The organism is Candidatus Bathyarchaeota archaeon (assembly GCA_026014735.1).
Taxonomy (GTDB): Archaea; Thermoproteota; Bathyarchaeia; order Bathyarchaeales; family Bathycorpusculaceae; genus Bathycorpusculum.
The window spans coordinates 317,674-331,516 of record JAOZHT010000002.1; the positions used below are offsets into that span (position 1 = coordinate 317,674).

Genomic DNA, 13,843 nt, shown 5'->3' on the forward strand with positions numbered 1-13,843 from the left:
ATGATTATACAAGAAAACGCAGGCTACACATAACGAGTATCAGATTCAAAACAGCTTAGGCATCGCTAATTGAGCCTTAGCTTTTGCTATAACAGGAGGGGCAAAGGAACTTCTTCAAAAATAGACCTTTGTCTTTTCCACACGCAGAGCAGACAATTTTATGGCAACCATCGCAATAGAAGAGCTTGTTCGCTTTTGTCTTCGTATTACATGTTGGGCATAATAACAGGTCTTTCCAGACATTTCCCGAGGAGGCAAAGATTGTTTTTTCATGCCAGTAGCGGTCAGGCTCAAAAGCTGTTATATACCAAAACGGCACTTGCACAAGTTTCCCTTTTAGAAAGGAAATATCGTAGCGTCTTGGTACGTATAGCCTATCATACGCTCTTTGGCCATAATGTTGCTGATAAGTTATTGTGTTCTTCTTAATTATGAAATCAAGCGCTATTTCGTTTGCTTCTCGATAGTTTGAGATTTTAGGCTGACACATTTCTATGTCATACTTGTCTTCGGTATCAAGAGTATAATCCAGCTCTTGAGTACGATCGATTTCTTGCGCTAACAGATTATCTTCAACAATCTGCCGACTCATTGCATCCATAACAAGAAAACCCTTATCTTCAAAAAAAAGAGGCGGAGACCTAACGGACCCCCTGAAGATGTATTCAAAGAAATAATATGGACAGTAAACTAGCCGGCCTCTATTAGGACTTTTAGTTTGGATAAGGCTATGAGCAAGCGGTAGACCATTCTTGATGAAGAATCTATTATTAGAAGACAATTCTTCAGTTGAGACACTACTTTTTTCATATTTTAGCCATAGCCGCATAAAGTCTGTTTCTAACTGCTGAAATTCATTTTCTGTTTCAGATTGATTCAAGCTTTCAACGTTGGTATGTAATCCACTATACGTCAAGTTGGCTGAACCTGAGACGCCAAATTTCTTGTCGAATAAGTAGATTTTTGCGTGAACAAATACTGCCTTACTACTTGCTTTATCATTCTCTAGTATCAAAAAATGAAGGTTAGGATTTTGGGCGGTTCTTAGAACATCAAGGGCTTGAAGGTTTGTATCAACCTTGCTTGTGATGAGCCTAACTTCAAGTCCCCGTCGGGATAGTTGAACTAAAAACTCTGCATACTGCTTGCTTAACCAAGGACTTACAACCCATACTGAGTCCTGTGCTTTTTCGAAAAGAGGTAAAAGCACGGACCCTGCATTCGTACCGGAAAATGTTTTCATTAATCAGTCCTCGATGGCAATTGAGTTAGCGATAGCATCATCACTACTGTGTTGTTTCAAGGCATTTAAAATTTTAGAATTATAGATAAGTAAAGAAGTTGGATAAGCTCCCACAATTAACCTTAAACCTTTTGATCGGGAACCGGATACATTTTATTCTTTTACTGATAAAAAATTTTATCAAAAACCCTAAAATCTAATCGTGCCTCTTTTCCGCTATGGACTCTGGCCTGGAATTGCTGCATAAGGCACTCAAAGACGAGAAAAGAAGAAAAATCCTTAGCCTCCTCAAAGAAGGCAGCCTAAGCTACACCGAACTGATGAATGAACTGCAAATCAGCAACACAGGCAAACTCAACTATCACCTAAAAGCCCTCGGCGACCGGGTAGCCAAAAACGGGGATGGACGCTACATTTTAACGGATAAAGGCAAATACGCCGCAAATCTGCTCTGCGAAATCAAAGAGAAGAAGAGCCAAGCTCAAGCAGAAGCGCCGTTTCCAAGGGGCTACTTGATTGTGGCGAGCCTGTTCTCGGTTGCGGTTGTAGCGGTGGATTTTGGGCTGTTTCTTTGGGGGCAAATTGCGGCGGCGGAGCTTGCGGGGTACCTGTTGACGGCGGCATTGGGTTTTGCTTTTTTGGTTGCAGCTGAGAAGGTGCGGCTTAAGCGGGCGATGCTGCCGGCGAAGCGTCAGATGCTCGGCGCAGCGGTATCCATTGTTGCGGCGGGGGCGTTTGCGGGGGCGGTGGCGCTGTTCTTCGGGGGCGGCTTACTCATCGGGGCGCTGGGGCAAGCGGGGGTCAGAAGTGTTTTTCCGTCCTTTAATTCATGGATTATCTTTAGCTTCACATTGGGCGCACTCGTCGGGGCAGCAGTGGGCTATGTGCTTTACAGAAAGAGCAGGTACTCGAAACCAGCTTACTATAACCTCTTCGAAGCATAATCGAGGCCTTAAGGGGAATTTATCCTCTGGAGGTTCTTTGTGGCCGTAAGACGATTGGTTGAGGTTAATAGAGACGCCTTCCACTCTGGCATATAGCGTGCTCGATTGTCTTCTATGTTTAAACCGTGCACGGGTCAAGGGAATGGGAGGAAGCATATAATTTCTTTTTTAGGGATATCGCCCGTTATTGATCCCTACGTCGATGGGTAGATCGATACCAAAAAGAAGATAGGAATTCTCAGTTAGGTTGCCCCAAACATATTCGCCATCGCCCACTTGTCTTAAATCCATTTTGACCCTACAGTAAGCGCCACCAAGGTCATTTCCTTCGGTGCCTTTGAAAATAAGACGCGTGGTAACTTCGAGCCTATGTGACCTTTCGAAAAACGCCAAATTTTCTTTAAGACCGTGTAAACCGCCGACGTTACTTAGAGACAGCAATTTAGAGCTATTCGGGGGGAAAATATAGGATTCGCTGTCGATGAAATCGATTCTATAGCCAATTATACCATATGTCTCCGTTATTGTTGCGCGGGTGATAGCCATCTCTTTGTCGGATGTATTGGTGACGTTAACAAACAAGACACAGGCTATTAATTGCTTGTAGCTGATTCCAGAGTCGACAGACGTGTTCCAGACCTTAAAATACGCCTGGTTTACATCAATGTTAAGGTCATACTCTTGCCTTCTCGGCGACTGCGGTGTTGCAGATGTGCAAAATACACCCGTTATTACTATGGCAATGAGTACTACCGTGCTTACTAATAGAATCCAAGGCTTCATTTTACCACCAATTGTTTTATTTTAAAAAAAATATAATTTAAGCTTTGCGACGATTTGCAGCACATGGCTTGATAATTAATACAGATTAAAAAAAATTAAAATTAAATGCATAAAGTGGATGAGAAGAGGCGGCAATCGGCGATAGAGCAAAACTGATTGTGGCTTTTTATAAGGGGAGGGAGGTGGTGGCTGAGCAACAGATGTTTGGGGTATATGGAAGCGTCAGCTGAATCTAACCATCGTCTCAGTTTAGGAGCAGTCGCATAGTTTCTGAATCTAAAACGCTGCAGTTGCCTAACCCGTCAATGGGCGTGTTAACATCTGCTGGGTTTTTGGTTGCCTAAGCTGCTTTTGTTGAGCCTATAAATAGAGGGGGGGTAGACGTGGCTGAGCAACAGTTACCTCTTTGTTTGCGCCGCAAGCATCTTTTCCGCCAGCTGCAGCTCCGAGACAGTGTTGATATTCACTGCCAGTTCCTCATCATCCATCAGGAAGATATCTTGGTCAAGCCACTCATCGCCGTAGCGTTTGCTGCCGTCGATAACGTTGATGCCTACGGGAACCACGTCTTGGTCGTCAGCTTTGAAACTGTATTCGATGCACATGCCCAAACGCGCCTTAACCTGTAGCGGAACCGCCACCGTCAACGCGGGCTTGCCGCAGCGCATATACCGCTCCATCACCGCATCAATCATGCCGCCACGGACAAGCGGCAAATCCGCGGCTATAGCCAAAAACACACCTAGCCTAAGCGTCTGAACCGTGTAACCCATATCCGAAACGTAATCTTGTCCCGGAGTCTGGATGACTTCCACGCCAAGCTGCCGCATAAGCGCCGTTGTTTTAGGTGTAACAGCGGTTGTCGCTACAACAATTTTGTCAATTGACTTAGCCTCCTTAAGCGCCGCAAGCACATATTCGATGGCGGGTTTGCCGCAGACGGGAATAAGAGGCTTCTCCATAGGCAGCTTCATGCGGGTACCCTTGCCCCCCGCCATAACCACGGCAACTACCATAACGCCACCGCCAAAAGCACAACGACGGCAACCAATCTTGAAAGCTCGTTGGTGGCGCCGAAAACGTCACCTGTCACGCCGTTAAAGTTGCGGTGAGCAAAAGCAACCATAACCAAACCCGTGATGACTGCGGCAAGCACCGCAAAGACGCCAATCCAGCCTAGCAGCGGCACCGCTATGCTAAAGGAAATCGCCAGCGCCGCCAGCAGCCGCCAGTTGCCTCCAGCGCCATGCATTGCTTGCAGAAACGGCGAGTTCATGCCTTCATGGACGGATTTGCCTGCCCAAGCCGCCACCACCATCGAAAGCTTCGCCGACAGCTCCACCACCAGCACCGCTGGGAAAATCAGGGGCACTGCGATGCCCAGGTAGATTACGCTGTCGCCCAGCGATGCAAAAGCGAAGGCTGTGATTAGGTAAGTTATCAAAGTTAAGCCGATGGCGCCTGCACCCGTAAGTTGGTCATGCATAACCTCAATCTTCTTTTCTGCGCTGCCATGCACCATGATGCCGTCGCCGAAATCCAGCAGTCCATCAGTGTGATGCAGCCCAGTCATCCAGAGCAGCAGCCCCAAAACCAAAGCGCCCACCACGAGGCTGGGCAGATACTCAATTGCAACCCACCCAAACAGGCCCGCCAGCAGCCCCAGCAGGGCGCCGATGAGGGGGAAAGCCCACATGTTGCGTGCGCAGTCCACCAGCAGGTGCTCGTCCATCTGCACTGGAAAAACGGTTAGGAAGGATAGGAGGTTTTTAAGTTGCCTAAGTACCAAGCGCGCTCACTTTTTCTGCATCAGTGAGGCATAATTACGTTCTATTTCCTTAAGAAGGATGCGCTTGTCAACCGCGCCGCCGCTCTTAGCCATCGCCGCTATGGAGGCTCCGCCTGCGCCCACGCCCTCCTTAACCAGCCCTGTCTCGTAGATTTGCAAACCCGGATACTGGGAGACACCGAAATCTAGATCCGCAGCTAACACGGGAACCTCGCAGAATTGGCGGATGATGCCGCAGATGTCGCTGGTTTTATCGTGAGCTACCCAGCGGGTGGTGCCCACGGCAACGTTACATAAAGACTTTGGACTCAACGCATTAATGACTGCCAGAACAGCGGTCATCTGGGTGCCGCCCGCCATCAACACAGGCGCCTGCCGACTGCCGCCGATAACCAAGCCTGCAACAGCAGCCATCATCGGGTCACCTACAGCCGAAACCGCCTTGATAGGGTCGCCTCTGAAGCTGCCGAATTTCTCAGCTGCCGCCTTCAAACCAGCCGCAACCACCGCTTCCTTGAGGCTATGGGGATTCTGGGGAAGGGTGCTGCTGACTTTTCCATAGGCATCCACGCCCATCGCGGTCAGCACGCCCAGCGCTGTGGTTGTGCCGCCGGGGATGGATTCGCCGATAACCAAGTAATCCGCGGCCTTGGCCAGCTGTTCACCGACGACTTTGGCGCGTTCGATTACTTCTTCGACGTTGTCGACGGCGTCGCCGCTTCGTATGTCGCGTCCGGGGCTTCCGTTCACGTCAAGGTAGGGGATTTGGGGCTTCACTTTGACGCCGCCATTGACCACCAAGACGGGTATGTCGGCTAGATGCAGCGCCGAAGTAGTTATGAGCGCGGGGGTGGGGATGCCGTCGGGTGTGATGGGAACGCCCTGAATGCTTCGGCATCTGCCTAAAAGCAGAAGCTCAGCGTCCGCGGGAGGAGTGAAATCCGTAAAATCGGGGTTTGCGCCCGCCGCTGAAAGCCCAGGAATCTTGCCCGTTTCGGTGGTGGCTATGGTGGCGATGAAGAGGGGAGTTTTGCCTTCGATTTCATCTAGGAAGGCTTTTGCCTTCAACTCGTTATTAGCAAATATAACATCCATGCTGGTTCAGCCTTACTTTGGGGTAACTTTCCACTTCTTGATTTCTAAGTACCCAAAGCCATTATCTAAGCGTTTCTTCTCCGCCTCAACAACCTCGACCTTCTGGCTAAAGCCAGGTCCATCGGTGATGACGGTGTGGTATTCGCCGCCTTCTCCGCATGGGTCCACGCCGGGTAATTTGAGGATGTCATCGTAGAATTGGCGATCCAACACGCGTCCCAGCCAATCCAAGCTGAGCTCGCGGTTGGTGCGCACGACGGTGGCTTTGAAGCCCGACTTGAGGTAGTCAAGGTAAATCTGTTTAGTATCCCCCATCCACAATGGCTTCACCGGTGTCAAACCAACTTCACGGCAGATCCTGCCCAGCCAACCTTCCTCGTGCCCCGCGACCTCATAGATGTCGCCTGTGACAAGGCCCTCTGCACCCTGCTTCTTGAAATCTGAAAGGACGGCTTTGAAGTCGGCTTCGTAGGTGGCTGGCGAGGTGGTTTTTTTTATGTGGGGTACCCCAATGGCTTTTGCTTGGGCGTCTAGGATGCCGGTGGGGATCATGTGGAAGTTGGATTTTTCCGGGTTCATCATCATCGTTAGGAGTGAGAGGACTTGGTGGCCTTGCTGGACTGCAAGGTAGTATGCGTAGGCGCTGTCTTTGCCGCCGCTCCATGAAGCTACAACTTTCATTGGTTTTTATCTCCTGAATGGTTTGGAACGTTTAAGCAGTAAATCAAGGTTTTTCTTGCCAAACATTTAGTTAACCTGCCCGCTGATAAAACTTTGCTTGAATCTTGGGCGGTTTTCTTTATGTTTAGCAAATATTCACCCGACAATGGATGGTTTATCCATCATATTTCATATAAGGCTTACGGAAAAACCCCAGCGCCCCAACCAACCCTCAGAGACACAAAAAGGGAATTCCGCGGAAAAAACCGCATGCGCATCTAAATGGTGGGGAAGAACGGCGACGGATACGCCAAACCGAAAAGCAAACCCACCACGATACTGAGCACCACAAAGATTATCCACGCCAATATCGCAATGAGGATCGCGCGTAGCCAACCCGTGTCAAAGCTTGCCTTATACACCCATATCCACGCCAGAAACGCCAGTAGGTAGGCGATTATGTAAGCAGTTGCTCCGATAAGTGCCCCCAGCAGAAGACTCGCAAGAACCATAACGATAACGTAGATGATTGGCCCCGCCAGCGTCGCAAGCAATGCCTGCCCAAAGGTGGCTCTGCCGCCGGTGACGGCTTTCCCTGCAAGCCACACGGGAATCGACGTTACAATCCAGATGATAATCAATTCAAGGATGAATAAAAGCAGACTTTCCAGAGACATACTCGCAAAATCCAAACTTAAAACCTCTAAGAGTGTTCTGTTTAACGCGGTATTTATGGCTTGCTGGATTAGAGATGTGGCTAACGAGCTTGCCTAAGCAGACACCGCAGAAACCCACGCAACACTTAAAACACACCTCTACCAGTAAACCCCAAGGTTAAAAACATGACAACAACCCCGCCGCTGCTTGAATACCTCGAAAAAAGAGGCATCACCCTGCAAAGCCTCATAGACAGCGCCCTAGAAATGTATGTGCCTCACCCCGGCATAGAAACCCCCCAGAAAGCCACCGAGCTACTCAAAGAGGAATTCCTCGATATACTCCAAGACGTCAACGTCTCCACCCTTATCGTGGCGGCTTTCCATGCGCAGCAGGAAGCTGAAAACGGACGCATACCCGGCTTAACGGTGGAGCGCTTCATGGGCAGGCCCGGATTGGTTGCGGATGAGCTTATCGGCATTGCAATCGCCACCTACATCGGCGGGTCACGGGGCATGTTTGAGTTTGTACGCTTCGACCAGGCAAAACCCGGCATCCTGCGTGAGTTGCCGCCGCTTACAAACGACGCCATAGGCGCCTTGGTAGCTGGGGCATCCTCGAATGTTTATACTAAAGCCCTCAAATCCGCAGGCGCCACCGCTTAGAGTGGTTTTCCGCAAATTATAAAACATGCGCGGTTGAGGGTTTATCCGTTGGTTAGGGATGGTTCAAACCCGGCTCTGCATAGTCACGCATACGTTTCTGCCTCATGTGGGCGGCATAGAGAAGGTGACTAATGAGCAGAGCAAGCGGCTGCTGAAGTTGAATTATGCGCCGACGGTAGTGACTAACCGTATTGGCACGCCCAAACGTTACAGCGTCGATGGGGTACCTGTGGAATGCTATGAATCCCTCAACACCGGTTTTCGCCTCGGCATCCCCTACTCGATTCCAACCATAACCAGCTACCCCACCTTTGATAGAGCCGTAAAAACCAGCCAGCTTGTCCACGCCCACGGCCACCCCTACCTCACCTCGCTTGCCGCAGGCAAACTCGCCCGGTTCTACGGCAAACCCTTCGTGCTCACCCAGCATAACACCTTCATCGAATACAACAACATCTTCGACCACGTGGAACGCCTAAACGACTATTCGGTAGGCAAACAGAACCTCTCGGCCGCCGACAGAATCATCGCGATAAGCAGCGCCACCAAAGACTACGTGCTGCGGCTAGGCGCGAAGCCAAGTAAAGTTAAAGTCATCTACAACGGCGTTGACACCGCCCGCTTCAAGCCCCTGCCAGGAAAACGCGAACAAATCAGGCGTAAACATGGGATTGCGCGGGATGCAGTGGTGGTTTTGACGGTTCGGCGGCTAGTCTACAAGAACGGCATCGACACCCTGCTGGACTGCGCCAAAATCGCTGCGGAAAAGAACTCTAACATCGTGTTTTTGGCTGTCGGCAAGGGTCCTGACCTTGAAAATGTGCGTTTGGCGGTGGCGCAGATGGGGTTGGAGGCTAACTTTAAGCTGGCGGGGTTTGTCAGTGACGAAGATTTGCCTGCATACTACAATGCTGCAGACATGTTTGTGTTGCCCTCCAAATCCGGGGAGGGATTGCCGCTGGTGGCGATGGAAGCCATGGCCTGCGGATTACCTGTTGTGGCAACGGATGTTGGCGGCATAAAGGAAATTCTGCCGGCGGATTACGGCAAGCTTGTGGTGCCTAACCAGCCGGGTTTGCTGGCGGAGGCGGTTTTGGAGTTTGGGGAAGCGGATTTTTCTTCACGCGCCGCTGAGCTGCGGGCTCGGGTGGAGGAGCGGTTCAGCTGGGACGCAAACGTTGAAAGGCTTGTGGAAATATACGAAGAACTTATTTAACCATGATGCGGAAACAATATAGCCCTTTAAGATGGATGTTAGCTGATGACGTCAAAAGTTGAATTGGTCTCGGTCGTCATTCCGACACTCAACGAAGCGGGAACGATACTTGATGCCATTAACACAATCGACAGGTACACCACTTACCCCAAAGAAATCATCATAGTGGACGGCAACTCCACGGATGGCACCATAGATTTAGTTAACAAAACTGGGAAATGCCGCTTAATCATCGAGCCCAGACGTGGCTACGGCTTGGCGTTGCGGACAGGTATGAAAAACGCCAAAGGCAACATCCTCATCATGGTTGACGCCGACGGCACCTACGAGTTCAAGCACATCGACCGTCTTGTCAGCCGCTTAGTTGAGAAGGACGCAGATATGGTTTTGGCTACACGCATGTATGACCCCAAAAAAGCCATGGGATTCCTTAACTTCCTAGGCAACAAAGCCATAACCTTCACCTATGACTTCTTCTACAGCCAGTTCCTCAGCGACACCCAATCGGGTTTCCGCGCCATCGACCGAAGCAAATATGACAGCGTAAACTTTAAGGAAACCGACATGCCCTTCGCAACCGAGATGCTTATCCAATTCGCCAGGGAAGGCTATAACATGGTTGAGATACCCACAACCTATAAGGCTCGAACTTACGGGGTCACCAAACTCAGGCCATTCCAGTCGGGTATTCGGATTTTCACCACTATATTTAAGGGGTTCTTGGATGCAAAAACGTTTAGGGTCTGCTATGCACATTGGAAAGCGAATCGGTTTAAGCGATGAAGCCGGCGTTGCAGTCGCCGTTTTTGCAGCGCTCATCATCGTAGCTTTCTGCATTGCAGGGTACTACCTGATTTATAGACCTCAACCTGAACCCTACAACAGCATCTACATCTTAGACGCAAACAAGCAAACCACCGACTACGCCCACACCCTAATCCATAACCAAAACAGCACTTTCAGTGTCTACGTTGGCGTCGAAAACCATATGGGCGGCACCGGCACCCGCAACTATGAAGTGCAGACCAAAATCACCCAAACCTACAGTGGCTCACCCACAAACGCCACCCCAGTAGACACTTACGATGTGACGTTGGCGGACGGCGAGACCGACCTGCATCAGGTCACCGTAACCTTGAACACTCCGGGCAGCTACACTGTGGTCTTTGAGCTTTACCGAGTCGGCGATGAGGGCGTATTGGATTTTAGGGGCTACAACTATTGCCTGCTGGACATTGAGGTAATTTAGTCACCGAAGACCCTGTCAGCAGTATTCCGCGTCAGTGGAGCCATTGCGTGCTGTTTTAAGATAAAGCAAACGCGTATCTTCTTGTTAACTAAAAAGTAGAAAGACCCATTAGGGGGTCGCTGATAGGTGCGTTTCTATTTTTTCTTGATTTTTTTGTTCGGCACAGATAAGGGGATCGGTTTGACTTGGCTTTCCACCGATGCCATATTTGCCGCAGGGGCTTGTTTCTGTTTTTCAGCGTAGGCTTTTTCGATGGCGACGCGGTGCACGTTGTTGTAGGCGCAGAACGGAATGATTTTCTTGTCAGGTGTAATGTAGTGGACGACGCATCGGCGGACGCGGTTAACGTCGAAGTTGTAACTATCCATAAACGCCATGCAGCCTAAAAGGAATATGCGTCGGCGGATTTTGCCCAGCGACTTATACGTTGGGTCCATATGCATCGAGAGGATGCTCTTCATCAACGTGAAGGTTCCGACTTCCTTGGTGACCAGCAGCATATTCATCGATATCATGGCGCCCATAAACAGGGGAGCAAGCAGCTGAACCCTGCTTTTTGATTCTGCATGCTCAGCGGTTTTGCGGATGGTGTTAAAGAAGCGTTCAAAGTTAACGAAGCGGTTAATCGGGTACATCTTGCCCGTGTGGGGAGAAACATAAACCCAGTTAACGATGCCGCATTGTGGGCTGCAGCTGAAAAGCGGCCAGGGCTTCTGCATGAATTGCCGCATAATCTTAATCGGCGAAGTCATCACTGACATCGGGTAGAGGTCTGTGCTTTTGATTTCCCCGTTAGTTTGGCGCTCAACGTCTTCGGCGAAGCTCCATTCACGGAAGTTCTCGCGGAAGGGGTTTTCGGTTGCTCGACCGGTGAAGGCTATGGGTTGGAAGATTAATCCGCGGACGATGTCAGTGTTTTTGGCGGCGAAGCGGATCATGTCGCCGACTTCCTCGTCGTTGAGGCTTTTCATCAGCGTGTTTACAAGGATAACTTCCATGTCGAATTTGCGGCAGACATCGATGGTGCGTAGTTTATAGTTTAAAAGTTCTCTGCCACGGATCTTCTTGTTAAAGTCCTCGTGGAAGCTATCAAAGGACAGGTAAACGATGTTTAAGCCAGCGTTTTTGAACCGCTCTGCCAACGCGGGGTCGTCTGCGATCTTCATGCCGTTAGTAGCCAGAATCGTCATGAACTTGAGTTTATGCGCTGCAGCAATGATTTCAGGCATATCCTCACGCTCACAGGGTTCCCCGCCAGAAAACAGAATTGCCGGTGGCTTAGGGTTGGCTTTAGCGGCGAATTCTAGCATGTCAAGGAGTGCCTGTTTGGTGGGTTCATAATCGGTTGATTCCTGATTGGGGAAGGTTGAGAAGCACACGGCACAGCGGAGGTTGCAGCGTTTGGTTACGTCGATGACTCCTATGACGGTTCCTGAGGCGTGGTTTTTGCAGGTTTCACAGACGTATGGGCAACCCTCGGGGTTTTTGGGTGCTTTGAGGTCGCCTAGGTATTGGAACTGATCGTATTTGCTCATGTGGTCAAAGATGGGTTGGCTTTGCCAGTGGGTGGCTTTGAATTCCCCGTGGTCGGGGCATTGCTTGGTGATTTGGATTTTGCCGTTTACAGTGTTAAGTTGGGCATCGATTTTCTTTTGGCATTCAGGACAGATGCTTTTGGTTTCACTCACAGCAAGAGCACTCCAGCGATTCCTTCAACTATAAGCGCAAGGGGCAGCAGCATCATAGACATGGTTACGATGCGCTCGTATTTGCGTATACTTGCAACTGTAGTTGCGGAGGTAAACAAACGTGCAGCAGAGTAGATAAGCAGCACGCTCCAAAGCAGAATTAATGGAAGATAATAAACCGAGAATCCGCCGATGAAGTAGGGCAGGGGCGCAAGCAACCCGGTTAAGAGGAAAAAGACGCCACCGACTTTGGCTGCGCTTATGTTGCCGATTTTCTGGGGCAACGTGGGGTAACCAACTTTGGCGTCGCCTTCCACGCTGAAAATGTCGCGAAGAACGTTGCCGCCGATGGTGCCAAACGCGATGGGGTAGAGGCTAAGCGAGGCAAGGGTAATGGTGTCCTGTACTGTTGCTTGTCCATAGATGAATGCTGTTCCGGTTAAAACGCCCATCAGGAGGTTAGCTGCGAAACCTGACTTGCGCTTGATCAGATAGGAGTAAACCAGAAGCAGCAGGGAATCTATGGCGATTATGGCGAAGGCAACCCAGTTAATGAGGACAGAAATGACTAATCCCAATGCAAAGAAAACAGCTGAAATGACGATGGCGTGCTTGTAAGATAAGCTGCCTGAAGGAATGGGGCGTTTGGGTTTTATGACTGCGTCGCTTATGCGGTCATAGTAGTCGTTTATGGCGAATCCGCCTGATGCAATAAAAGAAAGCGAGAGAAAAGTCATCAGCAACACCACAGCCACATTGAGTGGACCCAGCAGGGTGGAGACGTCGCCGAAGTTTCCTTTAAGGATGGCAAACGCGGTTAGGACAGCTAAGCCGCCAGTCATCATCCAGTAGGGTAAACGTAGAAGAGCAACAAGTCCTCGTATCGGCGAGGAATGGCTCATATCTGTATTTTCCTGTCAGCTATGACTTCTTTGATGCTTTCTTCCAGGGTGACTTTAGGGGTCCAGTGGAGCTCTTTTTTGGCTTTGGAGATGTCAAACCAGATTGTGGTTACATCACCCTGCCATGAGACGCCAGTGGTGGTTATTTTTGTGCGTTTCTTTAGGTTGAGGATTTGCAGGATTAAGTCTGCGAGTTCAAGCACAGAAGTGGTTTTTCCTAATCCGAGGTTGTAGACTTCGCCCTTGACGTCTGCTCTTTCGCCGAGTTGGATAAGGGCTGCGACAACATCGGATACGTGGACGAAGTCGCGGCTGTTGTTGCCTGTTCCCAGTATCTCGAGTTTATCGGGGTTTTTTGCCAGTTTGTCTAGGAAGTCGTGGATGACTCCGTGGCATCGTAGGCCATAGACATTGGCGAATCGGGTGATTACGATGTCTAAGCCGTATTGTTCACGGTACATTTGGCAGTATTCTTCGCCGATGACTTTGCTTAAGCCATAGCATGAGAAGGGGTGGAAACCGTATGATTCCGGTGTAGGAAACACGGTGGGGTTGCCGTATACGGCTGCTGAGGAGGCAAAGACCACTTTTGCGTCGTCTTTGCGGGCTTTCTCTAGCACATGGAGGGTGCCTTTGGCGTTGGTTTCGAAGTCCGCGAGGGGATTCTCCATGGAGTAGCCTACCACCACTTGGGCTGCCAGGTGATAGATGAGGTCCTGTTTTGGCTGCGCGCAGAGCGTTTTTAGGTCCAGTATGTCGCCTTTTACGAATTTCGCCTTGGGGACATCGGTGATGTTCTGCATGGTTCCGCTGGAGAGGTTATCATAAATGGTCAAGTTATCGGTTAACTGAGAGAGTCTGCTGCATAGGTGATACCCTATGAATCCTGCTCCACCAGTCACCAGTATGTTTCTGTTTTTAAGGTCAGCCATCCCAGGTCACGACAAAGCCT

At 49.9% G+C, this 13,843-nt stretch carries 15 protein-coding genes; 5 read left to right on the top strand and 10 right to left on the bottom strand.

Features of this window, described 5'->3' with window-relative positions:
* Window positions 1-76 precede the first annotated feature (76 nt).
* The gene (locus tag NWE93_07495) at window positions 77-1,243 is read right to left on the bottom strand and encodes a phospholipase D-like domain-containing protein (protein ID MCW4000067.1); all 1,167 of its coding nucleotides are present in this window, start codon (window positions 1,241-1,243) and stop codon (window positions 77-79) included.
* Window positions 1,244-1,461: 218 nt separating this feature from the next.
* On the opposite strand from NWE93_07495, the gene NWE93_07500 reads away from it, so the two are divergent.
* Window positions 1,462-2,187: a winged helix-turn-helix domain-containing protein gene (locus tag NWE93_07500; GenBank protein MCW4000068.1), complete on the top strand. Its 726-nt coding sequence runs from the start codon at window positions 1,462-1,464 to the stop codon at window positions 2,185-2,187.
* Window positions 2,188-2,355: 168 nt separating this feature from the next.
* Here NWE93_07500 and NWE93_07505 read toward each other — a convergent pair whose 3' ends face one another.
* The 6 genes from NWE93_07505 to NWE93_07530 all read right to left on the bottom strand — a co-directional run bounded on the left by NWE93_07505 (window position 2,356) and on the right by NWE93_07530 (window position 7,191).
* Window positions 2,356-2,970, bottom strand: a complete 615-nt coding sequence (locus NWE93_07505; GenBank protein ID MCW4000069.1) for a hypothetical protein — start codon at window positions 2,968-2,970, stop codon at window positions 2,356-2,358.
* A gap of 398 nt (window positions 2,971-3,368) precedes the next feature.
* Window positions 3,369-3,986 carry an NTP transferase domain-containing protein gene (locus NWE93_07510; protein ID MCW4000070.1) on the bottom strand — a complete coding sequence of 206 codons (618 nt, stop codon included), beginning with the start codon at window positions 3,984-3,986 and terminating at the stop codon, window positions 3,369-3,371.
* Window positions 3,980-4,759 (bottom strand): adenosylcobinamide-GDP ribazoletransferase, encoded by a 780-nt coding sequence (gene cobS / locus NWE93_07515; protein ID MCW4000071.1) that lies wholly within the window; start codon window positions 4,757-4,759, stop codon window positions 3,980-3,982. Before cobS ends, NWE93_07510 begins: the two co-directional genes overlap by 7 nt.
* Window positions 4,760-4,765: 6 nt before the next feature.
* Window positions 4,766-5,854, bottom strand: coding sequence for a TIGR00303 family protein (locus tag NWE93_07520; GenBank protein MCW4000072.1), 1,089 nt, complete (start codon window positions 5,852-5,854; stop codon window positions 4,766-4,768).
* A 12-nt stretch (window positions 5,855-5,866) separates the two neighbouring features.
* Window positions 5,867-6,535 carry a diphthine--ammonia ligase gene (locus NWE93_07525; protein MCW4000073.1) on the bottom strand — a complete coding sequence of 223 codons (669 nt, stop codon included), beginning with the start codon at window positions 6,533-6,535 and terminating at the stop codon, window positions 5,867-5,869.
* 257 nt (window positions 6,536-6,792) lie between these two features.
* Window positions 6,793-7,191, bottom strand: a complete 399-nt coding sequence (locus NWE93_07530; protein ID MCW4000074.1) for a hypothetical protein — start codon at window positions 7,189-7,191, stop codon at window positions 6,793-6,795.
* A gap of 165 nt (window positions 7,192-7,356) precedes the next feature.
* Between NWE93_07530 and NWE93_07535 the strand changes: the two genes are divergently transcribed.
* From NWE93_07535 to NWE93_07550, 4 genes are read left to right on the top strand one after another with little or no spacing between them, the layout of a single operon-like run.
* Window positions 7,357-7,836, top strand: a complete 480-nt coding sequence (locus tag NWE93_07535) for an alpha-ribazole phosphatase CobZ (protein MCW4000075.1) — start codon at window positions 7,357-7,359, stop codon at window positions 7,834-7,836.
* A gap of 58 nt (window positions 7,837-7,894) precedes the next feature.
* Window positions 7,895-9,052, top strand: a complete 1,158-nt coding sequence (locus NWE93_07540; GenBank protein ID MCW4000076.1) for a glycosyltransferase family 4 protein — start codon at window positions 7,895-7,897, stop codon at window positions 9,050-9,052.
* Window positions 9,053-9,097: 45 nt separating this feature from the next.
* Window positions 9,098-9,835 (top strand): glycosyltransferase family 2 protein, encoded by a 738-nt coding sequence (locus NWE93_07545; protein MCW4000077.1) that lies wholly within the window; start codon window positions 9,098-9,100, stop codon window positions 9,833-9,835.
* Entirely contained in the window at window positions 9,801-10,301 is a 501-nt protein-coding gene (locus NWE93_07550; protein ID MCW4000078.1) for a DUF1616 domain-containing protein, read from the top strand. Before NWE93_07545 ends, NWE93_07550 begins: the two co-directional genes overlap by 35 nt.
* A gap of 134 nt (window positions 10,302-10,435) precedes the next feature.
* On the opposite strand, the gene NWE93_07555 is transcribed toward NWE93_07550, so the two are convergent.
* From NWE93_07555 to NWE93_07565, 3 genes are read right to left on the bottom strand one after another with little or no spacing between them, the layout of a single operon-like run.
* Entirely contained in the window at window positions 10,436-11,989 is a 1,554-nt protein-coding gene (locus tag NWE93_07555) for a radical SAM protein (protein ID MCW4000079.1), read from the bottom strand.
* Entirely contained in the window at window positions 11,986-12,891 is a 906-nt protein-coding gene (locus NWE93_07560; GenBank protein MCW4000080.1) for a UbiA family prenyltransferase, read from the bottom strand. Before NWE93_07560 ends, NWE93_07555 begins: the two co-directional genes overlap by 4 nt.
* A complete protein-coding gene (locus tag NWE93_07565; GenBank protein ID MCW4000081.1) occupies window positions 12,888-13,823 on the bottom strand; it encodes a GDP-mannose 4,6-dehydratase in 936 nt (311 codons plus the stop codon). The genes NWE93_07560 and NWE93_07565 overlap by 4 nt, the downstream gene beginning before the upstream one ends.
* Window positions 13,824-13,843: the final 20 nt, after the last annotated feature.